The sequence below is a fragment of the Gilliamella sp. B2969 genome (assembly GCF_026536195.1).
Lineage (GTDB): Bacteria > Pseudomonadota > Gammaproteobacteria > Enterobacterales > Orbaceae > Gilliamella.
Window position 1 is genome coordinate 37,724 of the sequence record NZ_JAFNOP010000007.1, and the last position, 25,168, is coordinate 62,891.

The following is a 25,168-nucleotide window of genomic DNA, read 5'->3' on the forward strand; positions in this document are numbered from 1 at the left end:
TTATAATGAATCTCGTTGCAAAAATGGCGCAGGTACATAGATTACGTTTTTGTTAGTTTGGTTGTTTATGATGTGTAATGCGGCTTGTTCGCCTATCTGATAATGAGGTAATTGTACGGTGGTTAGCGGTGGATAAAAAAGTTCTCCTGTGCCGACCATATTATCATAACCTACAACTGCGATATCTGTTGGAATATGAAAACCTTGACTTAACAAAAATTGATAAGCAACAAAAGCAATACGATCATTGCCACAAATTAACACATCAAAGTCTGGTTTTTTGTTACAGTGCTGTTTTAATATATCAACTGTCATCATATATTCTTGGGTAAGGTTATTTTCTACCGTTGTGGTGTGGTAACTGATAATGTCATTTAAATTACGACCTGCGTCTAACCATGCTTGCTCGGCACCTTTACGGCGAGTTTTACCAGCTAAGCTGGTATTTGACAAATAAATACATAATGGTTTTTTATAGCCTTTTTTAATCACTTGTTGCATGGCGTAGTATTGACCTGTGTAATCATCCGGAATATAACACGCTAGATCTTCACTATCACAGATGCAATTGGCTAATACCACGTTTTTCCCGAGTAACTTTGTCGGAAGTTCAATTTTTCTTAGTCCCATAGTGGTATAAATAATGCCATTAGGTCGATAAGATAGCAGAGTATTAATGGCATGATTAGCTTGTTTATCATCAAATAGATTAACAATAAAAGTATTCCAACCGTGTTGTTGTGCTGTTTTTTCGATCGCTTGTAATAATTCTACAGAAAAAGGGGTCATTGCTGTTTCTAATGCTAAAACACCTATTGCACGAGGGCCAGAGTTATCGCCACGAATTTTACGTGCTGACAAGTCCGGCACATAGTCAAGTTGCTCAATTGCTTTTTGAACCCGATTATAAGTCTGTTTATTTAATTTTTCAGGATTATTAATTGCGCGTGATACCGTCATCAACGAAACCGACGCCAACTTTGCAACATCCTTAAGTGAAGCCATAATTAAATCCTTTTGTTTAGCATTAAAAAAATCTTTTTCTAATAATTATTTCAAATGATGATACCACAAATAAAAATGATAAAAAGTGTGAGGGAGTTATCATTTATGATAACCGGTTGTATCTATTTTCTGTCAATTGTGACAATAATGTTAACATTAACATGTTAACGTTAAACTTCACAATATAAGAGTAATAAATATGAATATAATAGCAAATAGAAATTATTGGTTTTCATCTGGTTATCTTATTACCTTTTATGCAGCTTGGTCTCTTTGGTGGTCTTTTTATGCAATATGGTTAAAAAGTAAAATTGGCTTATCGGGTGAGCAACTTGGAACGGTTTATGCGGCAAACTCGGCTGCTGCCATGTTTTTTATGATATTTTACGGCATCATTCAAGATAAATTACAAATCGGCAAAGCTGTTATTACCTTTCAAAGTATCGTGATGATATTAATTGGTCCGTTTTTAATTTATGTTTATGAGCCGTTATTAAAAAGTGATTTTATTATCGGTGTCTGTATTGGTGCACCAGTGTTGAGTGCCGGATTTATTTCTGGATGTGCTTTAATTGATTCGTTTATTGAGCGCATTAGCCGCTTATTTGGTTTTGAGTTTGGTCCAGCTCGCTTTTGGGGATCGTTTGGTTATGCTGCCGCGACGTTTGTTGCTGGTATTTTATTTGGTATCGATCCTCATATTAATTTTTGGATGGCATCTGCTGTTGCTGTTATCTTTTTTATTATTAATTTGACCTTTACGCCAAAACGTTATCCAGTGGATGCAAACAAGGATAGGGTTATTGAAAAAACCTCAACCATTCCAACATTAAGTGAAATTTTCTCATTATTTGGTATGAAAAAATTTTGGCTATTTGTATTTTTTATTATTGGGACAAATAGTTTTTATACCATTTATGATCAACAACTGTTTCCAAATTTTTACACAAGTTTTTTTGAAAAAAATGAAGATGGTTACCGCGTTTATGGTTATTTAAACTCTTTTCAAGTTTTTTTAGAGGCGGCCTGTATGATCTTAGCACCCTATTTTATTAATAAAGCGGGTGCTAAAAAGTCACTATTAATTGCTGCACTCGTGATGATTTGCCGAATTGCTTTATCTGCATCACTACATAATGTTTATCTGATATCATTAATAAAACTATTTCATGCCATTGAAACGCCGCTGTTTATTTTGGCGGTATTTAAATATGTTGTAGCTAATTTTGATGCTAGATTATCATCAACCCTCTATTTAGTTGGCTTTAATATTTCATCTAATATTGGTGTGATTGCACTGTCATGGGTGGTGGGTAAATTATTTGATAATACTGGCTATTCAACAACGTTTTATGTGCTTGCTAGTATTGTGCTATTTATTTTAATTGTTGCTATATTTACCTTAACCAATGATCGAAAAAATAGACTTCAATCACAATAGTTATTGTTATCCACTTTATAAAATGGAAACGGAAGTTTCCATTTTGCTATTTAGTTTATGATCAATAAATACAAAGCTTGCTTCTATGATGAGTTTGCGAAACAATAGATAATCACTATGATTAATGTCTATAGGTTGTTGTTGTGAATATTACCAAAACAGTAGTTACGCCTGATATGCTATGGCAAACAATCAGGCAAGAAGCATCAAAATTAGTAGAAAGTGAACCGATGCTAGCCAGTTATTTCCATGCCACTTTGCTTAATCACGAAAATTTAGGTAATGCATTAAGCTATATTTTAGCCAATAAACTTGCTACCCAAGTCATGCCAGCAATTGAAATTCGTGAAATTGCACGGCAGGCTTATAAGGCTGATCCGCATCTTATTCAATCCGCTATTACTGATATTATTGCGGTTTATGTGCGTGATCCCGCCACTAATTATTATTCAACTCCTTTACTTTATTATAAAGGCTTTTTATCGTTGCAAGCTTATCGTATTGGACATTGGCTTTGGCAACAAAATCGTCAATCACTCGCCACATTTTTACAAAGTCAGATTGCTATTGTGTTTGGCGTTGATATTCATCCAGCTGCAAAAATTGGCTGTGGTGTGATGTTCGATCATGCGACAGGTATTGTCATTGGTGAAACTGTCGTCATAGACAATGATGTATCGATTTTACAATCGGTAACACTGGGTGGTACAGGTAAAGAGAATGGGGATCGTCATCCAAAAATTCGAGAAGGCGTCATGATTGGTGCTCATTCAACGATTTTAGGTAATATCGAAATTGGTAAAGGGGCAAAAATTGGTGCCGGTTCAGTCGTATTAGAGCCAGTGCCAGCCCATACAACTGTTGCTGGAGTACCAGCAAAAGTGGTCGGCTGCCCTGATTGTGATAAACCAGCTTTGAATATGGATCAAGAAATTTGATTGCGTGAAAAGATTTCCGTCGACAATAGTCGACGGTAGGTCAAAACCAAAATTTAGTGGTTAGAATTAACATTCACATCCATAGTTGGATATGGAATATTAATACCATTTTCAGTTAGTAGATTTTTAATATTTTCCAGTAATTCTGCTTTCACTGACGGGTAATTTTCGTTTGATGTCCAAACCAAAACATTAAAGTTCATTGATGATGCATCTAACAGATCTAAACGAATAATTGATTCTTTATTTGTCAAAATATTGTTGGTTTGGTTTACTGCTTGTCTTAGCACTTGGTAAACATTTTGAATATTTGAATCATAACCCACATTAATAACCAAATCTAAACGTCTTTCTGGTAAACGGGTAAAGTTGATTATATTGGCACTAACTACCTGACTATTAGGAATAACAACAAGTTCGTTAGTTGGTGTAACAATCGTTGTTGAAAAAATCTGTATAGAGTCAATGACGCCTCTTTGACTGTTGATAACAACGGTTTCACCCACTTTAAACGGACGAAATATTATTAATATGACGCCAGCGGCAAAGTTAGACAGTGAACCTTGCAGTGCCAAACCAACAGCTAAACCTGCAGCACCGATAACTGCGACAATTGAGGCTGTTTGTACGCCTAACTGTCCTAAAACTGCAACCAGTGTCACGACCATAACGGCATAATAAGATAATGCGCTGACAAATTTCACCACTGTTGGATCAACATGGCGGCTGCTTAAAATGCGTTTTAATTGACGACTGATAAACTTAGAAATTGCTCGACCAATTATAAAAATAATAATGGCAAAACAAAAATGCGCTATATAGCTAAGCACAATGCCATCATATTTATCAATAAATGCGGTAGTTTGAGTTAAAATATTTTCAAAATTCATCACATAATCCTATTTGAGAGCGATAAAAAGTTAGTTTAAAAAGTCATACATACATAGCATTTAAACTAACTGTTTTGCTAGTAACGCCCAACGTGTATCAAAATTGGTGGTAGGAAGATATTTAAAGCCTGAACGAGAATAACGTGACATCATCCCTTCACAAAATGCTAATAATTGACTAGATAAAATACGTTCATCAGTAGTAAATGCAACCCCTTCGCGAATTTTTCGTTCTCGCAAAACTTGTTTTATTTGAGTTTCTATTCGTTCAAATAATTGACTGATTCGCTCTTGTAATTGTTCTTGTTCAAACATTAACGCATGCCCAGTCATAATCCTAGTTAATCCAGGGTTTTTTTCTGAAAAACCTAATATCAGCGCTAAAATAAGCTGTAAGCGGGTGAATGTTTTAGGCTCATCTTGCATAATGGTATTGATGCGTGAAAGTAATATATCTTCAATATAAACAATCAAGCTTTCAAACATTTTTGTTTTGCTTGGAAAATGTCGGTAAAGTGCTGCTTCTGAAACACCGACAGTGGCGGCTAATTTCGCCGTGGTAATGCGTTGCGTCCCTTCATTGGACTCAAGCATAGTTGCCAATGCTTGCAAGATGTCTTCTTTACGATTCTTATTTTTGCTGGTCACAATCATTTTTTACCCGAATGCCCAAATCCACCTTCCCCTCGTGCTGAGAGTGTAAATTCATCAACAATATTAAATTCGGCTTGTACCACAGGTACGATAATCAATTGTGCAATTCGATCACCGGCTTCAATTATAAAAGGGGTTTGGCTGCGGTTCCATACCGGAACAAAAAGCTGTCCTTGATAATCAGAATCAATTAAACCGACTAAATTACCGAGTACAATCCCATTTTTAGATCCTAAACCTGAACGAGGTAAGACCAATGCCGCTAGATTTGGATCGGCAATATGCATGGATAAACCGGTAGGCGTTAAGATGGTTTCACCGGGTTTAATTTCGGTTGTTTTATCAAACATGGCTCGTAAATCAATACCAGCTGATCCTTCAGTTGCATAAGTGGGGAGTGGAAACTCATTACCTAAACGTTTATCTAATATTTTAATATCAATTTTTCTTTTCATTATCACTCGCTTTGTATCGTGTTATCACAGCTTCAAGTAATTGTTTTGCTAATTGTTGTTTACTACTTAATGGTAACCTTTGTTCGCCATTTTGCCAATAAAGGGTTAATGCATTTTGATCGGAATTAAAACCAATTTTTTTATCTGAAACATCATTAGCACAGATTAAATCTAAATTTTTGGTGATTAATTTTTTTAAGGCATATTTTTCAACATTATTGGTTTCTGCGGCAAAACCAACAACAAAAGGCCTTGAATTTTTTAATGCGGCAACACTTGCAACAATGTCTGGATTTTTGGCTAATTTAATCACAAGTTCATTATCGTCCGTTTTTTTTATTTTTTGAGTGGCAATTGTTGCCGCACGGAAATCAGCAACTGCTGCACAAGCAATAAAAATAGACGATTTTTGCGCTGCAGTTAATGCTTGATTATACATTTCATTTGCACTTTTAACATCGATTCGTGTGACATGCTTTGGCGTATCTAAATTAACTGGGCCGCTAATAAGTGTAACATTTGCGCCCATTTCTGCCGCAGCTTTAGCAATAGCAAAGCCCATTTTTCCTGAACTGTAGTTACTGATATAACGGACAGGATCGATTTCTTCAACCGTTGGCCCAGCAGTAATAGTAATTGATATCCCATCTAATAATGATGAGTGGGTAAAATAGCTATTGAGATTTTCGACAATCACGTGTGGTTCAAGCATTCGACCTGGACCGATATCACCACAAGCTTGGAACCCTTCATCAGGACCAAGAATTAAGGTGTTTCTATCATTCAATACCGATAAATTATGCTGTGTGGCTATAGCTTTATACATTTGTTGGTTCATAGCTGGTGCTATAGCAATTTGAGCCGGCGTGGCTAAACACACTGTTGATAATAAATCATCAGCAATGCCATTGGCGATTTTGGCAATAATATTGGCTGTTGCCGGTGCAATTAATACAATATCTGCCCATTTTGCCAGTTCGATATGGCTCATTGAAAGCTCAGCCGACGGGTCAAACAGATCGCTGGAAACAGGATTAGCACTCACAGCTTGTAGTGTCATTGGTGTGACAAAATGACTTGCTGATTCAGTAAGAATGACTCGAACTTCAGCTCCCGCTTTTTTTAAATGGCGAACAAGATCAGGGCATTTATAAGCTGCAATACCGCCTGTAATCCCTAATAAAATATGTTTACCAGATAGATTCATGCTCAAGCTTTCCCCATAATTCAGTCTAAATCGCTATATTACCACAATTCAGTTAGATAATAAGTAACTCTTTCGCATTGGCTAACGTTGCATCAGTGATTTTATCACCGCCTAATAATCGAGCGAGTTCATTTACACGGCCATTATTATCTAATTTTTGCATGTCGGTTGAAGTCTGTTTTCCCTTTGTTTGCTTAGTAACAAAATAGTGTTGATTAGCCTGTCCGGCGACTTGTGGTAAATGTGTAACAGTTATCACTTGTGTTGACTCGCCAAGTTGCCTTAATAATTGACCCACTTTAGCCGCAGTCGGTCCACTAATCCCAACGTCAATTTCATCAAATATTAGCGCAGGTGTTTCCATTTTTTGTGCAGTTAAAACCTGAATAGCAAGTGCGATACGTGATAACTCCCCGCCTGATGCTACTTTAGCTAAAGGTTGTGCTTGTTGCCCTGCATTTGTCGTCACTAAAAAAGTGACTAAGTCCGCACCATCTTCAGTTAAACGATTTTCGTCATAAGCAATTTCAATGCTTAATTGTCCATTTGGCATAGATAACTCATGCATCAATGCTGTTACTTTTTTAGCTAGGGTTTTACTTACTGTTAATCGTTTTTGATGTAACTTTTCTGCAAGTTCAATGGCGATTTGATGATACTTTTTAATATCCGCTTTTAGTTGTTCACTTTGTTCATCTTGTTGGTTAATTTGTTTGAATTCGGCCAATAACTGTTGGTGTAATTCTGGTAGTGCTTCAGGCGCTACATGATGTTTACGAGCCAACGCTATTTGTTTTGATAGGCGTTGTTCGAGTTGCATAACCCGAGCTGGATCAAGATCTAGATTTTCACTGTAATGACGCAGTTCATAGCTTGCTTCTTTAATCTGAATGGAAGCCTCTTCTAACATGGTATAAATATTATTTAGCGTCGGATCGAGTTCAGTTAACTGCTGAACGCTATTTTTGACACTACTGAGCAGATTGCTCACATTGTAATCATCAGCTTCGTCTAATAGCATAACTGATTGTTGACTTAGATTTATCAGTTGCTCGCTATTAGATAATCGTTTGTATTCTTCGTCTATTTGTTGGTATTCACCTTCAATTGGCGAAAACTCATTTAACTCTTTAAGTTGATATTGTAAAAGTTGCATATGAGCATCACGTTCTTGCCGTGATGTTTCATATTGTTGATAAGCTTGTCGAGCGACTTTCCATTGTTTGTGAGCTTGTTGCATTTGTGCAAGTAATATTGGCTCGTTCATATAATGATTTAATAGAAGCTGTTGATAGTCACTACGTAGCAAACGTTGATGTTCATGCTGTCCATGAATTTGAATTAACATTTGCCCTAAATCTTTTAATTGTGAAATAGGAACAGTTCGTCCGTTTATAAATGCTTTAGAACGGCCATCTTGGTTAATTACTCTTCGTAATATACATTCATTACCTTCATCAAGTTGATTTTCAGTAAGCCAATTAAAGGCGGCTGGTGTATCATCAAGTACAAAACAAGCAGAAATATCAACACGTTCTGCGCCATAGCGAATAGATGAAGCATCAGAACGATTACCTAAACACAACCCTAAAGCATCAATAGCAATAGATTTACCGGCACCTGTTTCACCCGTTATTGCTGTCATACCTAAGGTAAAGTCAACCAGTAGCTGATCAACAATAGCAAAATTATTAATAGTTAATTGCGTTATCATAATAATGAATACATAAGACTAGTTATAATGTAGGCAGTATAACAGTAAAAACACTGTAAATAAATACAGTTTTTTGGTGAAATAAAGACGTGTAATTAATTAGTTAATCAATAATGTGTGCTAAGCTTTATTTTAATTGCTTTTGGGCTATTTATGTTATTAATAATGCAATTTGGTAAAAAGTAAATGATTATTAATTAGTGGGATAAAATAGATAAAAAGCCATGAATAGTTGTCTATTTATGGCTTTAAAGTGATCTATTTAAAATAGTGAACTCATAACTTCATAAATTAACTGTAGGTTAAGTAGAACCAGTGCAATAGCCGCTAACCATCCTAATATGATAGTTAATTTGCAATTAACAAATTCGCCCATGATTTTTTTGTTGGAAGTGACTAACAATAAAGGAACCATTGATATCGGTAAGGCGATACTGAGAAATACTTGAGTATAGATTAATAAATTTTCAACAATGCTCTCTTTTTCACCCCATATATAGATGCATAAAATAACAGGGGCGACCGCTAAACCTCGGCTTATCATTCTACGAGCCCAAAGAGGAATAGATAGATTAATAAAACCCTCCATTACTATTTGTCCGGTAAGTGTGCCTGTTATTGTGGCGTTTTGACCTGATGCAAGTAAAGCAACAGCAAATAATGTTGCCATTATTGAACTGGCGACAGGTCCAACCATTTGCGGATTTTTTAAAGCGTCATAAAGCTGAGTAAAGCGACCAAGATTGTCAGGATCATTACCATAAAAAAGCGAAGCGCCAAGAATTAATAACAGACAATTGATAATAAATGAAAAAGATAATTGTATGTTAGAGTCAATAGTTGCATATTTGATAGCATTTTTTAGGCTAGATGTTTTTGTTCTATTATATTTTCGGGTTTGGACAATAGATGAATGTAGATATAAATTATGTGGCATGACCGTTGCGCCAACAATACCTAGTGCAATTACTAATGCTGAGTCATGGCCTTTAATGGATTGAGTAAAAATATCTATTTTAGGAATAAACCCATTAATTATGTCACTAAATTGAGGCGAGGCCCGTAAAACTTCGTAAGAAAAAATAATAAATATAGTGGCAATTAAGCAAAATACGATAGCTTCTATTTTTCTAAATCCAAACCGTATTAATATTAATAAAATGACAACATCGAAGACTGTTAATAACACACCGATCAATAGCGGGATATCAAATAAAAGGTTTAATGCGACAGCGCTACCAATCACTTCTGCTATTTCTGTAGCGATAATCGCCAGTTCAGTTGATATCCATAAACAAAAAGAAAATTTTTTGCCTACCATCGATTTTGTTGCTTGAGCAAGATCCATACCAGTGACTATGCCTATTTTGACGCACATCGCTTGCAAAAGCATAGCAATTAAACTCGATATTAATATAACTGACAGTAACAGATAACTATAAAGGGCGCCTCCTTGTATAGAGGTGATCCAGTTACCCGGATCCATATAACCGACAGCAACTAATGCGCCGGGTCCTGAAAAAGCCCAGAGTTTTCGAAAAAAACCAGACTGAGGATCCGGAATTTGGACTGTATTATTGATTTCTTCAAGGCTTATTGTCGACGTTTTTAACATAACTAAGATCTCTACAGTAAAGTGTATGTTTTTATTATATTGATAATGAGAATCATTATCAAATAAAAATAACCTTTCATTCCATTAAGCCAGTTACCTATAGTATATAAATACTCGATTTAGCTCACAATGCATATTTTTATATTCGAATAATTTTTATTAATAACTAATATAATCCCTTTAATATATTTTTTAAATGCTTATCACTCTTATTGTAAGATTGATTTATATTTTATTAATTATCAAATAGTTGCATTAAATTTTAGTGGGTTAATTTTATGCAGATTTATAAGATTTCTCTCTTTTGTTGAAGAATGTTTGCCAACTAACTAAATTTTATTTTTTCGTGGATTAATGTGTAATATAATTTAAAAACATATTAACAATAATATTAGGAATTAATCTAAATGTTTGGAAATAAAACAAATCGGCAAATTATTATTTGGACCACACTTATTGGTGGGTTTATTAGTGCATTAGTAAAATGGGGCTCTGAAGTCAATATGCCGCCTCGCGTTCCTGGCGAAATTTCACCACCAGCAGCACATATTGATGCATGGCTTGGCTGGCTAGGTATTAACTCTCACTCTCTCGATTATGTCTATCAAACTGCAATAGTATCTGGAGCGGTGACACTTTACCATTGGTTATTTAGTTTTGCGTTTGCCTTTGTGTATGTTTTTATCGCTTATTTTTGGAATAATATTCGTTTATGGTATGGTGCGTTTTACGGCATTATTATTACCGTTGCCATGCATGGATTTTTAATTCCATTACTCGGTTTTCGTCATCCTGCTTATGATCCAGAAGGAACGGTGGGTTGGTTATGGAATTTAAATGGTTATGAACTTTGGAGTGAAATTTTAGGTCACATCTATTGGGGCGTATCAATTGAAATTTGTATGATTGCCGTACTTGCTCATTTTTCAAGACCAATTCGTGGTGAATGGCGTAAGTAATTAGATAAAGTAATTAAAAACCAATCCCGCTATTGTGCTAAATAGCGGGATTTTTTTTGCTAAAATTAAATTTGTTATAGTTAAAAACTATATTAACCAATAAAAAAGTAGAATTATTCAATAACAATTTTTTTTGTTATCTTTTTAACCACTAAAGAAATGTGATTAAGATGAAAAGGAAACAAAAATGAATACTGCTGTTATTGGTTATCCTCGCGTTGGTAAACTTCGTGAACTTAAGTTTGCAACTGAAGCTTATTTTAAAGGTAATAAAACCCAAGCTGAATTATTAAACGAAGCAAAAGCGCTTCGTGCAGAGCACTTAAAACAACAACGTGCACAAAACATTGCTTATATATCATCTAATGACTTTTCATTTTATGATGCGGTTTTAGATACCGCTTGTTTACTTAATGTGATTCCAAAACGTTATCAAGATTTAGGTTTGCCTGAGCTTGATCGCTATTTTGCGATGGCGCGTGGCTATCAAGGTGACAAAGGCGATGTGCGAGCTTTAGCAATGAAAAAATGGTTCAATACCAATTATCATTATTTAGTGCCTGAAATTGAAGATTCAGTGCAAATTAAATTAGCTGGCAACAAACCATTTGATGAGTATCAAGAAGCAAAAGCGCTCGGTATTCAAACTAAACCCGTTGTAGTTGGTCCATTAACCTTTTTTAAATTGGCCCAATATTTAGGTAATAAAAAAATCACTGACTTTAAAGCTGATATTATTAAAGCTTATCAAGATATTATTCAAAAATTTACGGCATTAGGTGCAGAGTGGATTCAAATTGATGAGCCAATTTTAGTCACTGATCTTAATCACGATGATATCGCTTTATTTACTGAGCTTTATCAAGCAATCTTATCTGTCAAAGGTGCGACTAAAGTGGTTCTACAAACCTATTTTGGTGACGTACGTGATTGTTATAAAGAGTTAGTTGCTCTGCCATTCGATGGTATTGGTCTTGATTTTGTTGAAGGAAAACAATCACTAGCATTACTTGAAGCTAATGGTTTTCCAGCGAATAAAGTGTTATTTGCAGGTGTTGTTAATGGTAAAAACATCTGGAAAAATAATTATCAAAAAACGTTAGCTTTACTTGGTAAGATTAAACAAAAAGCGGCTAACATCGTTATTAATACTTCATGCTCATTATTACATGTACCTTATACGTTGCAGAATGAAACCAAACTAACCATTCAACAACGTGCTTACTTTGCTTTTGCTCAAGAAAAACTGCAAGAACTTGCAGAGTTAGGCCAATTATTTAAAGAAGCTAATCCTGAAAATAGTGCAGCTTATAAAGCAAATCAAACATTATTTACCCGTGAACGTGAAGGGGCAAATCATTCTGTACGTGAAAAAGTGGCTGCGTTAAAAGCGTCTGATTTTACCCGTTTACCGGAATTTTCAGTACGTGAGGCAGCACAAAAGAAAGCCTTTAATTTACCACTATTGCCAACTACGACTATTGGTTCTTTTCCACAAACACCCGATGTGCGCGTAAATCGTGCAAAATTCAAAAAAGGTGAAATTTGTTTGAATGAATATACTGAGTTTAATAAGCAAAAAATTGCAGAATGTATCAAGCTTCAAGAAAAAATTGGTATTGATGTATTAGTTCACGGTGAATTTGAACGTAATGATATGGTGGAGTATTTTGGTGAAAGCTTAAATGGCTTTGTCTTTACCGAAAAAGCATGGGTTCAATCTTATGGTACTCGTTGTGTTAAGCCACCAATTGTTTGGGGTGATATTTCACGTTCTAAACCGATTACGGTTGAATATTCAAAATATGCGCAAAGTCTTACTGATAAACCTGTTAAGGGTATGTTGACAGGACCTGTGACAATTCTTAACTGGTCATTCCCACGTGAAGATATTTCACAAAAAGAATCAGTATTCCAAATTGCGTTAGCCATAGGTGATGAAGTATTAGATCTTGAAGCTGCTGGTATTAAAATCATTCAAATTGATGAGGCCGCACTTAAAGAAAAATTACCATTACGTAAAGCGGATTGGAACAGTGAATACCTTGATTGGGCAATTCCATCATTTAGATTAGTACACAGCAAAGTGCAAGCCGATACACAAATTCATACCCATATGTGTTATAGCGAATTTGCAGATATTATTAAAGATATTGATGCAATGGATGCCGATGTGATTTCGTTTGAAGCTTCACGCTCAAATCTACAATTGATTGATGTACTTAAAGCTAATAACTTTAAAACAGAAGTTGGGCCGGGTGTCTATGATATCCATTCACCACGTGTTCCGCCTGTTGCTGAAATTAAAACAACCATTGAAAAATTACTTGCAAAAATTGACAAGCAAAAACTTTGGATCAATCCAGATTGTGGCTTAAAAACTCGAGGCGAAAAAGAAGTGGTTGAAAGCTTAGAGCATTTAGTTCAAGCAACCTTAGAAGTTCGAAAAACACTTAATTAATACTCTGTTTGCCAAGTAAGGTCTCTTGGTTATACCTCAGATTCCGCCACCTTTTTTGGTGGCGGAAATGTCAGTAAGGACAATCGTTGTCACACGAATGGATGAAACAGATGAAAACAAATTTACTTTTTAATAAAAAAACGGTGTTCTCTTTTGAAGTTTTTCCACCCAAAAAAACATCACCATTAGAGACTATCTATAGCACATTACGTGAACTTGGCTATTTTAAGCCTGATTTTATCAGTGTTACATATGGAGCAGGCGGTAGTTTAAATGGTCAAACCACCATTGATATTGCACATTCAGTTAAACACACTTATGGTATTGAAAGTGTTGCCCATTTACCGGGTATTAATTTTGATAAAGCTGAGATGAGTAAAATTTTACATGAGCTAAAATGTGCAGGTATTGACAATGTTTTAGCGTTGCGTGGTGATATTAGTCCGAATGTACAACCCAAAAATGATTTTCGTTTTGCCAGCGAATTAGTATCGTTCATTAAAGAAAATGGGGATTTTAATATTATTGGCGCATGCTATCCAGAGGGACATCTTGAAGCTGCTACCCTTAAACAAGATCTGATTCATTTAAAAGAGAAGGTGAATGCAGGTACCGATCAGTTAATCTCACAGCTCTTTTTTGATAATGACTATTTCTATGCGTTTTTAGATAAAGCGCGTGATATGGGGATTAACGTACCAATTGAAGCAGGCATTATGCCGGTAACGAATAAAAATCAAATTGAACGTATGGTTTCAATGTGTGGTGTGAATCTACCGAAGAAGTTCAAACAGATGATGGAGAAATATGAACATCATCCTGATGCATTCCGTGATGCTGGTATTGCTTATGCTATCGATCAGATTGTGGATTTAGTTTCACAAAATGTTGACGGTATTCATTTATATACAATGAACAATAGTTATATCGCTAGAAGAATCAGTGAAGCGGTATCAACGTTATTAGCAGTGCCAAAATCGGCTTAGAAAAGATAGATTAGACAGAAAATTGGTTGCGGGGGCTGGATTTGAACCAACGACCTTCGGGTTATGAGCCCGACGAGCTACCAAGCTGCTCCACCCCGCGTCAAAGAGGTGAGCTATAATATAGTAATAAAATAATAAAGCAATACCTTTTTGGTTTAACTGTCCTATATTTAAACATTATTAAGTAAATATAGGCTATCTCTTTACATAAATACATCTGTAATCTGAAATTTATTCACAATATAAGTTGTATTTTTAATTTATTATCTGTTTTTATTGTTAGAATATTTGCACGATTAATTAAATAATAGGATGAATTATGTCTAATCAATATCATGGATCATGTTTATGTGGAAAGGTTAAATTAACGGTACCTTTTAAAAATACCCAATTTAGTGCTTGTCATTGTCATACTTGCCTTAAATGGGGTGCGGGGCCATTTATGACATTAATGTATGATGGACAAATAGCGGTTGAAGGGCAAGAAAACATTAGTGTGTATAATTCATCTCAATGGGCAGAAAGAGCATTTTGTCAAGTATGTGGTACTCACCTTTATTATCATATGAAAGATACACAACACTATTATCTTGCGACGTGGATTTTTGAAGATATTAACGATCTACAATTTACTACTGAAGTATTTATTGACAAAAAACCAACTTGTTATGCGTTTGCTAATCCTACCCATAAATTGACAGAGGCTGATATCTTAGCCATGGCTACGGCTAATAAATAGTACAAATAGTTAATTGTTAACGTAATTATCGATCATCAATAATTAGCCAATAAAATGCATTATTATGGTGTGGTTTTATTGGTTAATTTGACGATAAACTTATTTTTAAAAAGTGATGTTAATACATGAAACCAGTAGGAAAAAAGAAAATGATTTTCTTTTTTAGCCCAGATCATTACTTGTCACAATGGTATCCTTGTCGTTTTATTATTGATGATATTGAATTTACCTGTACCGAACAATGGATGATGTATGCCAAGGCAATGTTATTTCAAGATTTGGATTGTGCTAATGCTATTTTAGCGACGTCTTCTGCCAAAATGCAGAAAAATTTGGGTAAAAAGGTAACTAATTTTGATGATAATATTTGGAATATTCATAAAAAAGAGATAGTTTTCAAAGGAAATTTTGCTAAGTTTTCGCAAAATGCTGAGCTCAAAACCTATTTATTATCGACCAAAGGTAAAGTATTAGCAGAGGCAAGTCCGTACGATAAAATTTGGGGAATAGGTTTAAGTATGGATGATGAGATGCGCTTTAATATGACTAAATGGCGAGGTCAAAACTTATTGGGTGAAGTTTTAATGCAAGTTAGGGACGCATTAAAAGCATCAAAGCTTTAATGTTTTTTTGGTATTAAGCTCGTGCAATAAACACAATTATTCACTGACAACTAAATGCTCTTGAATACCTAATTGGGCAATGCCTAAACGAACCTTTTGTCCCGCTTTCAAAAAGATTTGTTTAGGTTTAATACCAAGACCAACGCCAGCGGGTGTACCGGTTGAGATAATATCACCGGCTTGTAAACTCATAAACTGGCTGACATAACTTATGATCTGTTTAACATTAAAAATCATGTTGCTGGTATGACTGTGTTGATAGCGCTTGCCATCGACTTCTAACCATAATTCAAGATTTTGTGGATCTTTAATTTCGTCGGCTGTGACTAGCCAAGGGCCAATAGGGCCAAAACTATCGCAACCTTTACCTTTGTCCCAAGTTCCACCACGATTTTTTTGATAATCACGTTCAGAAACATCATTCACCACGCAATAACCAGCAATATAAGTTAATGCCTCTTGCTCTTGAATATATTTGCCTTCTTTGCCTATGACAATACCTAGTTCTACTTCCCAATCGGTATGGGTTGAGCCTCGGGGTAATACAATATTATCATTAGCACCACTAATGGCACTGGTCCATTTATTGAAAATAACTGGTTCGTTAGGAATTGGCGCGCCAGTTTCTTTTGCATGATCGATATAGTTCAAACCAATACAGATAAATTTACCGACTTTACCAACACAAGGGGCAATACGCTCAGGACGATTAACTATTGGTAGCGTATCAATATCCATTTGGCTAATTTTTGTTAGCACATTATCGGCTAATGTTTGTGCATCAATATCGGCAATTACCGCACTGAGATCGCGTAGTTGATCTTTATCATCTAAGATGGCTGGTTTCTCATTTCCTTTCAAACCATAACGCAGTAATCGCATATTACTCTCCCTATCATTTTACAGGCTGATTTTGCCCAAAACTTATTGGTACAGTGCTTGTAATGGTATAACGGTTTTTGCCGGATCGCAATCGAGTGCAGCGGTGGTGGCAAAGGCTGCATTCATCGTTGTATCGTAGTGTACTTTATATTGTATTGCACTTCGACGCAGGATTTTTGATGCTTCAATGGCTGCGCGTCCCGAAGTGGTATTAAGAATATAACTATATTCACCATTTTTAATGTGGTCATGAATATTGGGTCGACCCTCGTTCTCTTTTTTAACGATTTGACAAGCAATACCGGCTTGTTGCAATATTTTAGCTGTGCCGGTGGTGGCATCAATTGTAAAGCCATGGGCAACAAGTCGCTTAGCCACTTGGAGTAGGCGAGTTTTATCTTGATCACGAACTGATAAGAGCGCTTTCCCCGATTTTTTCATATTCGATAAACTACCCAACTGTGCTTTAGCAAAGGCTTCGGCAAAGGTTTTACCAATTCCCATTACTTCACCAGTGGATCGCATTTCAGGCCCTAAAATGGGGTCAACGCCGCTAAATTTATTAAACGGTAATACCACCTCTTTAACTGAGTAATAAGACGGGATGATTTCTTTCGTAATATGTTGTTCAGCAAGTGATTGTCCTGTCATTACTCTAGCTGCAATTTTTGCTAAGGGCAAACCAGTCGCTTTCGATACAAATGGTACTGTACGTGCGGCTCGAGGATTGATTTCGATCAGATACACATCATTATTTTTAATCGCAAATTGACCGTTCATCAAACCTTTAACATGAAGTTCCTGTGCTAATTGTTTGGCTTGCTTGCGTAATTTATCTAAAATTTCTGGACTGAGAGTATACGTTGGTAATGAACAAGCAGAATCCCCCGAGTGAATGCCGGCTTGTTCAATATGTTCCATAATGCCACCAATGACAATTTGTTCACCGTCGGCAATCACATCAATATCAACTTCAATGGCATCATCTAGGAAGTGATCAAGTAATACCGGTGCATTATTCGATTCACTGACCGCGGTTTTAAAATAACGCCGTAGGTCTTGTTCGTTATAGACAATTTCCATTGCTCGTCCACCTAAAACATAAGATGGCCGAACCACTAAGGGATAACCAATCTGTTCGGCCTTAATCACCGCATCTTTAATATCGGTAACAGTAGCATTAACGGGCTGTTTTAATGTTAATTTTTCAACAATAGCTTGAAAGCGTTTTCGGTCTTCCGCTTTATCGATCGAATCCGGTGAGGTACCAATAATCGGTACGCTAGCCGCTTCAAGCGCACGAGCCAATTTTAAAGGTGTCTGTCCGCCATACTGCACAATAACCCCATTTGGTTTTTCAACATAAACAATTTCTAATACATCTTCAAGCGTGACAGGCTCAAAATAGAGTCGATCTGAAGTATCATAATCGGTTGATACCGTTTCGGGATTGCAATTCACCATAATGGTTTCATAGCCATCTTCACGTAGCGCCAGCGCTGCATGTACGCAACAGTAATCAAACTCAATTCCTTGCCCAATTCGATTCGGTCCACCACCTAATATCATGATTTTAGGACGACTAAATTGCGGCTTAGCTTCGCACTCTTGCTCATAAGTTGAGTAAAGATAGGCGGTGTCGGTTGCAAACTCAGCGGCACAAGTATCAACGCGTTTATAAACCGGATGAATATCGTATTGGTTTCGTCGATCACGAACGTCTTGTTCTTTAACATTCAACAGGTTAGCAATACGTAAATCTGAAAAACCTTTACGCTTAAGTTGCCATAATGATTCTGAATTAAGGCTAGCTAATGATTGTGATTTTAGTTGGTTTTCAAGGCGAATAAGTTCTTCAATCTGCACTAAAAACCAGCGATCGATATTTGTTAGTGTGAAGATCTCATCTAAACTAAAGCCTGCTCGAAAAGCATCTGCGATATACCAAATACGTTCAGCCCCCGCTTCTTGCAGTTCATACCGTATTTTGCTGAGATTTTTTTCATCATCATAATTTTCAATTTTCGGATCAAAACCACACGCACCGACTTCAAGTCCTCGTAGTGCCTTTTGTAATGATTCTTGAAAAGTTCGACCAATAGCCATCACTTCACCTACTGATTTCATTTGGGTGGTTAAGCGGTCATTACATCCGGCAAATTTTTCGAAGTTAAAGCGAGGTATTTTTGTCACAACATAATCGATAGATGGCTCAAATGATGCAGGTGTTTTACCGCCAGTAATGTCATTGGAAAGTTCATCAAGCGTATAACCAACCGCTAACTTAGCGGCGATTTTGGCAATAGGAAAGCCAGTTGCTTTTGATGCTAGTGCAGATGAGCGTGATACTCGTGGGTTCATTTCGATAACAATGAGTCGCCCTGTTTTAGGATCGACCGAAAATTGTACATTGGAACCGCCGGTTTCGACACCGATTTCACGCAGTACCGCAATCGAGGCATTACGCATGATTTGGTATTCTTTATCGGTCAAGGTTTGAGCAGGAGCAACGGTAATAGAATCACCCGTATGGATGCCCATTGGATCAAAATTTTCGATCGAACAAACAATAATACAGTTATCATTTTTGTCTCGAACAACTTCCATTTCATACTCTTTCCAACCTATCAAAGATTCATCAATCAATAGTTCATTGGTGGGAGAAAGATCCAATCCTCGAACGCAAATCTCTTCAAACTCTTCGGTGTTATAGGCAATACCACCGCCAGTTCCACCCATCGTAAATGAAGGACGAATAATGCAAGGAAAACCAACTTGTTCAAGTACGGCATAAGCCTCTTTTAATGAGTGCGCAATACCTGAACGTGCTGTATCAAGTCCTATTTTTTTCATCGCTTGGTCAAAGCGCTTACGATCTTCTGCTTTATCGATAGCATCAGCGGTGGCACCGATCATTTCAACATTAAATTGTTTTAAAATACCTTGCTTTTCAAGCGCTAAAGCGCAATTTAGTGCCGTTTGCCCGCCCATAGTTGGTAAAATAGCGTCAGGTCTTTCTTGTTCGATGATTTTGGCAACAGTTGACCAGTGAATAGGTTCTATATAGGTGGCATCAGCCATCTCTGGATCTGTCATAATGGTTGCCGGATTGGAATTGACTAAAATAACGCGGTAACCTTCTTCACGTAGGGCTTTGCAGGCTTGGGCGCCTGAATAATCAAATTCACAAGCTTGACCAATAACAATTGGGCCAGCGCCAATGATTAAAATCGATTTGATATCTGTTCGCTTAGCCATATTATTGCTCCTGCTTATAAATTTTTATTAATTCAATAAAGTGATCAAAAAGTGGGGCGGCATCATGGGGGCCTGGGCTTGCTTCAGGATGGCCTTGAAAGCTAAAAGCCGGTTTTTGATTGTGATGAATACCTTGTAATGAATCATCAAATAAAGATTTATGTGTGGCGCGTAAATTGCTTGGCAAACTGGCTTCATCGACAGCAAAACCATGATTTTGCGCAGTGATCATGACGCGATTATTTTCTAAATCTTTGACAGGATGATTACCGCCATGATGCCCAAATTTCATTTTGACGGTTTTAGCACCACACGCCAGTGCTAACAGTTGATGGCCTAAGCAGATACCAAAGATAGGAATATCGGTGGTTAAAAATGCCTTAATTGCATCTATAGCATAAGTACAGGGGGCGGGATCACCAGGACCATTTGATAGGAATATGCCATCTGGGTTTAGTGCTAATACTTCAGCCGCGGGTGTTTTAGCGGGTACCACTGTTAATTTACATCCACGCTCAACTAACATACGTAAAATATTTCGTTTTACGCCAAAATCATAAGCAATAACATGCAAAGGTAGTGTGTTCTCTGCTTTCGGCATAGGATTTTCATTCTCGCTTGTCCATACACTTTGTGTCCATGTATAGCTTTTAGCGCAGGTCACCTCTTTCGCTAAATCTAACCCTGATAATCCTTTAAAATTTATTGCTTGTTGCTTGGCTGCTTGAGCATTATCCAATAAGGTTTGTTTATTTGTTGCTGTTATGATTACGCCATGTTGTGCACCTTTTTCACGCAAGATTCGAGTTAAACGACGGGTGTCGATATCTGCAATAGCAATGACATTATGCTTTTTTAAATAGCTTGAAAGATCAAGCTTACTACGGTAATTGCTAGTTATTAGGGGTAAATCACGAATGATTAAACCTTTAGCATAAACTTGATTAGATTCGGCATCGGCATCATTCGTGCCGACATTACCAATGTGTGGATAAGTTAAGGTAACGATTTGCTCGCAATAAGAGGGATCAGTTAGGATTTCTTGATAGCCAGTCATTGATGTATTAAAAACGACTTCGCCAACTGTTTGTCCGTCAGCGCCGATTGATTTACCAATAAATGTTGAACCATCTTGTAACATAAGGAGGGCATAAGTTTGCATAATTAAAAAGACCTTTTGAATAAAAATATATTTAAATTGAATAAAAATTCAATCTTGCTTATCTTTCCATATACAGCACTTGGCTAGTTTATTACAATATTTTAAATAAAAAAAGCATTATTATTAAAAATAACTAAATAATAATGTCTAATTTTTGAGATTTTAGTTGGGTTTTGGTATTTGTTATTGATTTTTGAAAAATTGGCTTGAAAGTGAATAATTATTCAAATAAAATTATTTGAATCATGATAACTAAAGGGGTATTGCATGCACGGGTTTTATCAGCGCCATTTCTTAAGATTACTCGATTTCACACCGGCAGAAATTAATCAATTAATTAATCTTGCTATTGAATTAAAACAGGCTAAGTACCAAGGAGCGGAAAAAAAACATTTATCAGGTAAAAATATCGTTTTAATTTTTGAAAAAGACTCTACTCGTACTCGCTGTGCATTTGAAGTTGGTGCTTACGATCAAGGTGCACAAGTAACTTATTTGGGGCCAAGTGGTAGTCAAATTGGTCATAAAGAGTCGATTGCTGATACTGCACGAGTGCTTGGTCGAATGTATGACGGTATTGAATATCGAGGTTATGGGCAAGATATTGTTGAAACCTTAGCAAAATATGCTGGTGTGCCAGTTTGGAATGGTTTAACTACCGAAGCGCATCCGACCCAAATCCTTGCTGACTTTATGACCATGCAAGAGCATATTGGAAAGCGAGCTTTAAATAGTGTTAAATTTGCTTACTTGGGAGATGCGCGTAATAATATGGGCAACTCATTAATGGAAGGCGCGGCATTAATGGGAATGGAAATTCGCTTAGTTGCGCCGAAAGCTTGCCAACCTGAAGCTGAACTGGTGCAAAAATGCCAAGCGATAGCCAAAACCACTGGTGCTAAAATTATCTTAACAGAAGATGTTGCCGAAGGTGTAAAAGATGTTGATTTCCTCTATACCGATGTTTGGGTATCTATGGGTGAACCGAAAGAAGTATGGGATGAGCGAGTAAAATTATTAACTCCATACCAAGTCAACCAAAATGTGATCAAATTAACCGGCAATCCTAAAGTTAAATTTATGCATTGCCTACCAGCTTTTCATGATATGAATACGACTGTAGGAAAACAGATGGCTGCCCAATATGGTTTGAAAAATGGATTAGAAGTGACTGATGAAGTCTTTGAATCCGAGCATAGTATTGTTTTTGATGAAGCCGAAAACCGGCTACACACCATTAAAGCTGTCATGGTTGCAACCTTAATTAAAGACGAATAATATACCTATCTGGACTTAATGCTTATAAGGCATTAGCTTTTTATAATTTGCCGACTTTAGTCGGCAAAATTTTATCAATAAGAATCACGACATAATGACTAAACAAGATCGCAATAAAGATTTTAAAAAATACCTAAAACTTACCAATCCAATCCATTTTTTAGCGGTTGGGCTAGGCAGTGGTTTATCGCCTATTATGCCAGGAACCATGGGCTCATTAATGGCAATTCCGTGTTGGTTATTATTTAATGGCTTGCAACCCATTTTATACTGGGTATTGATGGTCGTTGCCTTTATATTTGGTTGTTTTTTATGTCAAAAAACATCTGATGATACGCATACTCATGATTCGGGACATATCGTTTGGGATGAATTTGTCGGCATGTGGATAACTTTATTTTTTATTCCACAAGTTTCTATTCTCTGGGTCATGATTGCTTTTGTTGCGTTTAGAATATTCGATATGGCAAAACCGTGGCCTATTCGTTGGTTTGATAAGCGTGTACCAGGTGGATTTGGGATTATGATCGATGATGTTATCGCCGCTATTTTTTCTTCTATTACTGTTTATCTATTCACTTATCTGATTAACTGCTGATTTAAAAACAATATTGTTTTGCTTTCTCTTATTCTCGCTTGTTTTTATCTTAACAAGCGAGTTGTCTTTCATAACGATGATAGCTAAAAAAGAGCCATTTAAATTGGCTAATACATTTTTTGTGACCAGCCAAGTTTAGTTGAAAGATTATTAAAGTAATCATAGTCTTTAGAGTGAATGAGGTTAAATTCATACTCTGAACGGCGAATAATCACATCCTGACTTGGTTTCACCGGTAAAATTATTTGACTGTCACAGGCGATATTTAGATCGAGTGCGGTGGTTGGAAATTTAAGATGAATAGGTTTGTCACTTTTAATAACTAATGGCCTAACTGCTAATGAATGCGGAAACATAGGTGTAATAATTAAAGCATCTAAATGTGGGGCTAAAATAGGTCCGCCCGCAGATAAAGAATAGGCTGTTGAGCCAGTTGGTGTGGCAATAATTAAGCCATCAGCCCGCTGTGAAAAGGCATTACGTTCATTGATGTAAACATCATAATCAATCATATGCGCAACCGTATTAGGTGTAACGACAATTTCATTAACGGCAAAACCCGAGTTGATTAATTTGCCATTATCATAAATAGAGACTTCGACTAAAAAGCGAGGATCATCATCATATTCACCTGCAATCACTGGGCTTAACTGCTCGATCACTTTTTCATGTGAAATATCGGTTAAAAAACCCAGATTGCCACGATTGACGCCAATTACCTTAATTTTATAGTGTGATAAGCAACGTGCTGAGCGCAACATATTACCATCGCCACCTACCACGATAGCCAAATCTGCTTGTTCACCGATTTTATCTAGTGAAGCATAAATGTTGTTCGGGAATTTAATATATTCCGCTAATCGGTCTTCAACTAAAACCTCAATTCCCAATTTAACCAGCCAATCATAGAGTACGCTATGTGTTTCGATTGCCTCAAGTTTTCTTGGAATGCCAATTAAGCCAATGCATTTAAATGGTGCACGCATAGAATATCCTTGTTATTGTTAGATATAAATCTCTGTATTTTTTTATAACAGCCAAAAAAATATCTATCAACTTATTGTTAAGCTTGTAATAATAAAATTTGTCCCCATAATAACCGTTATTAACTAAGTTTTCGACTACATTTGGAGTACCGTATGACAGAGCAAGATAAGAATATGTCAGAAAATGAATCTAACATTGATACCGCAACCGAATCATCAACCGAGCAAGCTACACAAGCTCAACCTAATGTTGATGAGCAATTAAAAGCGAAAGATGCACGAATTGCCGAGCTTGAACAAGAATTACAAATTGCTAAAAAGAATGAAAGCGAAGCCATGATTCGTGCTCGTGCCGAGATCGACAACGTGCGCAAACGTGTAGAGCAAGATGTTGATAAAGCCCGTAAATTTGCGCTTGAAAAGTTTTCGAATGAATTATTACCTGTCATTGATAATCTAGAACGTGCTTTAGAATCAACTGATAAGGATAATCCACAGCATCAAGCAATGGTTGAAGGTTTAGAGCTGACCTTAAAATCATTTTTAGATACCGTGAAAAAATTTGGTATTGAAGTGATTAACACCCAAGATTCACAATTAAATCCAGATTTACATCAAGCGATTAGTATGGTTGAGTCACCTGAACATCAATCAGGTCAAATCGTAAATACCATTCAAAAAGGTTATACGTTAAATGGTCGATTAATTCGTCCAGCTATGGTAATTGTTGCTAAATAAAGTAAAAAATGAGCCGCCTTAAAAAGGCGGCTAAACTTATTTATTGCGTTGCTCTTCTCGAGTCAATTTTTTCATTTTTTGTTCAATTCGTTGACGTTTTAATGGTGAAAGGTAATCAACAAATAATTTACCTTTTAAGTGATCCATTTCATGTTGAATACAAATAGCAAATAATTCATCGGCATCAATTTGGTAAGGGTTACCATGACGATCAAGTGCTTTAATTTTAATTTTTTCTGCTCTTGGTACAAATCCACGGCAATCAGGAACTGATAAACAACCTTCTTCAATACCTGTTTCACCTTCTTGACTAATAACCTCTGGATTAATAATGACATAAACTTGACTTTTGTCTTCCGAAACATCAATAACAATAATTTGTTCATGTACATCGACTTGAGTTGCCGCAAGTCCAATACCATTTTCGGCGTACATTGTTTCAATCATATTATCAATGATGGTTTGTAGCTCAGGTGTAAAATTAGTTACAGGTTTTGCAACTTTGCGAAGTCGTTCGTCAGGAAAACGTAATACCGGTAAAATAGCCATAAATTGTTCGATCTACTCCTCATTTGTTAG

22 protein-coding genes and 1 tRNA gene are annotated in these 25,168 nt (G+C 36.3%); 10 read left to right on the forward strand and 13 right to left on the reverse strand.

Translation table 11 applies throughout. The features are described from left to right. The gene (locus J3U66_RS07475; RefSeq protein WP_267348587.1) at positions 1-1,005 is read right to left on the reverse strand and encodes a LacI family DNA-binding transcriptional regulator; all 1,005 of its coding nucleotides are present in this window, start codon (positions 1,003-1,005) and stop codon (positions 1-3) included. 199 nt (positions 1,006-1,204) lie between these two features. Here J3U66_RS07475 and J3U66_RS07480 point away from each other — a divergent pair, with 199 nt between their 5' ends. Both J3U66_RS07480 and cysE read left to right on the forward strand, forming a co-directional pair. Beyond that, on the forward strand, positions 1,205-2,446 hold the full coding sequence (locus J3U66_RS07480) for an oligosaccharide MFS transporter (protein WP_267348589.1): 1,242 nt from the start codon (positions 1,205-1,207) through the stop codon (positions 2,444-2,446). 176 nt (positions 2,447-2,622) lie between these two features. Continuing rightward, entirely contained in the window at positions 2,623-3,384 is a 762-nt protein-coding gene (gene cysE / locus J3U66_RS07485; RefSeq protein ID WP_065633811.1) for a serine O-acetyltransferase, read from the forward strand. Between the two features lie 53 nt (positions 3,385-3,437). Here cysE and J3U66_RS07490 read toward each other — a convergent pair whose 3' ends face one another. The 6 genes from J3U66_RS07490 to J3U66_RS07515 all read right to left on the reverse strand — a co-directional run bounded on the left by J3U66_RS07490 (position 3,438) and on the right by J3U66_RS07515 (position 9,919). Further along, positions 3,438-4,274: a mechanosensitive ion channel domain-containing protein gene (locus J3U66_RS07490; RefSeq protein WP_267348591.1), complete on the reverse strand. Its 837-nt coding sequence runs from the start codon at positions 4,272-4,274 to the stop codon at positions 3,438-3,440. A 60-nt stretch (positions 4,275-4,334) separates the two neighbouring features. Next, positions 4,335-4,928, reverse strand: coding sequence for a nucleoid occlusion factor SlmA (gene slmA / locus J3U66_RS07495; RefSeq protein WP_065633757.1), 594 nt, complete (start codon positions 4,926-4,928; stop codon positions 4,335-4,337). Then, on the reverse strand, positions 4,925-5,383 hold the full coding sequence (gene dut / locus J3U66_RS07500; protein ID WP_065633758.1) for a dUTP diphosphatase: 459 nt from the start codon (positions 5,381-5,383) through the stop codon (positions 4,925-4,927). Before dut ends, slmA begins: the two co-directional genes overlap by 4 nt. Further along, positions 5,367-6,590, reverse strand: a complete 1,224-nt coding sequence (gene coaBC, locus J3U66_RS07505) for a bifunctional phosphopantothenoylcysteine decarboxylase/phosphopantothenate--cysteine ligase CoaBC (RefSeq protein WP_267334002.1) — start codon at positions 6,588-6,590, stop codon at positions 5,367-5,369. The genes dut and coaBC overlap by 17 nt, the downstream gene beginning before the upstream one ends. 52 nt (positions 6,591-6,642) lie before the next feature. Beyond that, positions 6,643-8,304 (reverse strand): DNA repair protein RecN, encoded by a 1,662-nt coding sequence (gene recN / locus J3U66_RS07510; protein ID WP_267334003.1) that lies wholly within the window; start codon positions 8,302-8,304, stop codon positions 6,643-6,645. 262 nt (positions 8,305-8,566) lie between these two features. Beyond that, positions 8,567-9,919, reverse strand: a complete 1,353-nt coding sequence (locus tag J3U66_RS07515; RefSeq protein ID WP_267334004.1) for an Nramp family divalent metal transporter — start codon at positions 9,917-9,919, stop codon at positions 8,567-8,569. Positions 9,920-10,326: 407 nt separating this feature from the next. On the opposite strand from J3U66_RS07515, the gene J3U66_RS07520 reads away from it, so the two are divergent. The 3 genes from J3U66_RS07520 (at position 10,327) to metF (ending at position 14,325) form a co-directional block, all read left to right on the forward strand. After that, positions 10,327-10,878 carry a YagU family protein gene (locus J3U66_RS07520; protein WP_267344490.1) on the forward strand — a complete coding sequence of 184 codons (552 nt, stop codon included), beginning with the start codon at positions 10,327-10,329 and terminating at the stop codon, positions 10,876-10,878. A 187-nt stretch (positions 10,879-11,065) separates the two neighbouring features. Further along, positions 11,066-13,339: a 5-methyltetrahydropteroyltriglutamate--homocysteine S-methyltransferase gene (metE, locus tag J3U66_RS07525; protein ID WP_267334006.1), complete on the forward strand. Its 2,274-nt coding sequence runs from the start codon at positions 11,066-11,068 to the stop codon at positions 13,337-13,339. 110 nt (positions 13,340-13,449) lie between these two features. Then, a complete protein-coding gene (gene metF / locus J3U66_RS07530) occupies positions 13,450-14,325 on the forward strand; it encodes a methylenetetrahydrofolate reductase [NAD(P)H] (protein WP_065633764.1) in 876 nt (291 codons plus the stop codon). A 23-nt stretch (positions 14,326-14,348) separates the two neighbouring features. On the opposite strand, the gene J3U66_RS07535 is transcribed toward metF, so the two are convergent. Continuing rightward, a tRNA-Met gene (locus J3U66_RS07535) sits at positions 14,349-14,425 on the reverse strand. Between the two features lie 219 nt (positions 14,426-14,644). Here J3U66_RS07535 and J3U66_RS07540 point away from each other — a divergent pair. Together J3U66_RS07540 and J3U66_RS07545 are read left to right on the forward strand one after the other, a co-directional pair. Beyond that, a complete protein-coding gene (locus J3U66_RS07540; protein WP_267348593.1) occupies positions 14,645-15,064 on the forward strand; it encodes a GFA family protein in 420 nt (139 codons plus the stop codon). 149 nt (positions 15,065-15,213) lie between these two features. Beyond that, a complete protein-coding gene (locus J3U66_RS07545) occupies positions 15,214-15,687 on the forward strand; it encodes an NADAR family protein (protein ID WP_267348595.1) in 474 nt (157 codons plus the stop codon). A 36-nt stretch (positions 15,688-15,723) separates the two neighbouring features. On the opposite strand, the gene J3U66_RS07550 is transcribed toward J3U66_RS07545, so the two are convergent. Genes J3U66_RS07550 through carA form a run of 3 tightly spaced genes read right to left on the reverse strand, consistent with a single transcriptional unit; the run spans position 15,724 to position 20,989 of the window. Beyond that, positions 15,724-16,569 carry a fumarylacetoacetate hydrolase family protein gene (locus J3U66_RS07550; protein WP_267348597.1) on the reverse strand — a complete coding sequence of 282 codons (846 nt, stop codon included), beginning with the start codon at positions 16,567-16,569 and terminating at the stop codon, positions 15,724-15,726. A 42-nt stretch (positions 16,570-16,611) separates the two neighbouring features. After that, complete coding sequence (gene carB / locus J3U66_RS07555) at positions 16,612-19,827, reverse strand: carbamoyl-phosphate synthase large subunit (RefSeq protein WP_267348599.1); 3,216 nt, start codon at positions 19,825-19,827, stop codon at positions 16,612-16,614. Position 19,828: 1 nt separating this feature from the next. After that, positions 19,829-20,989 carry a glutamine-hydrolyzing carbamoyl-phosphate synthase small subunit gene (carA, locus tag J3U66_RS07560; protein ID WP_267348601.1) on the reverse strand — a complete coding sequence of 387 codons (1,161 nt, stop codon included), beginning with the start codon at positions 20,987-20,989 and terminating at the stop codon, positions 19,829-19,831. Positions 20,990-21,256: 267 nt separating this feature from the next. On the opposite strand from carA, the gene argF reads away from it, so the two are divergent. Both argF and J3U66_RS07570 read left to right on the forward strand, forming a co-directional pair. Continuing rightward, on the forward strand, positions 21,257-22,267 hold the full coding sequence (gene argF / locus J3U66_RS07565) for an ornithine carbamoyltransferase (RefSeq protein WP_267348603.1): 1,011 nt from the start codon (positions 21,257-21,259) through the stop codon (positions 22,265-22,267). A gap of 94 nt (positions 22,268-22,361) precedes the next feature. After that, a complete protein-coding gene (locus J3U66_RS07570; RefSeq protein ID WP_267348605.1) occupies positions 22,362-22,865 on the forward strand; it encodes a phosphatidylglycerophosphatase A in 504 nt (167 codons plus the stop codon). 107 nt (positions 22,866-22,972) lie between these two features. Here J3U66_RS07570 and nadK read toward each other — a convergent pair whose 3' ends face one another. Next, the gene (nadK, locus tag J3U66_RS07575) at positions 22,973-23,851 is read right to left on the reverse strand and encodes an NAD(+) kinase (RefSeq protein ID WP_267344474.1); all 879 of its coding nucleotides are present in this window, start codon (positions 23,849-23,851) and stop codon (positions 22,973-22,975) included. A gap of 153 nt (positions 23,852-24,004) precedes the next feature. Between nadK and grpE the strand changes: the two genes are divergently transcribed. Next, on the forward strand, positions 24,005-24,589 hold the full coding sequence (grpE, locus tag J3U66_RS07580) for a nucleotide exchange factor GrpE (RefSeq protein WP_267334015.1): 585 nt from the start codon (positions 24,005-24,007) through the stop codon (positions 24,587-24,589). Between the two features lie 36 nt (positions 24,590-24,625). On the opposite strand, the gene def is transcribed toward grpE, so the two are convergent. Next, on the reverse strand, positions 24,626-25,138 hold the full coding sequence (def, locus tag J3U66_RS07585) for a peptide deformylase (protein WP_065633774.1): 513 nt from the start codon (positions 25,136-25,138) through the stop codon (positions 24,626-24,628). Positions 25,139-25,168 lie beyond the last annotated feature (30 nt).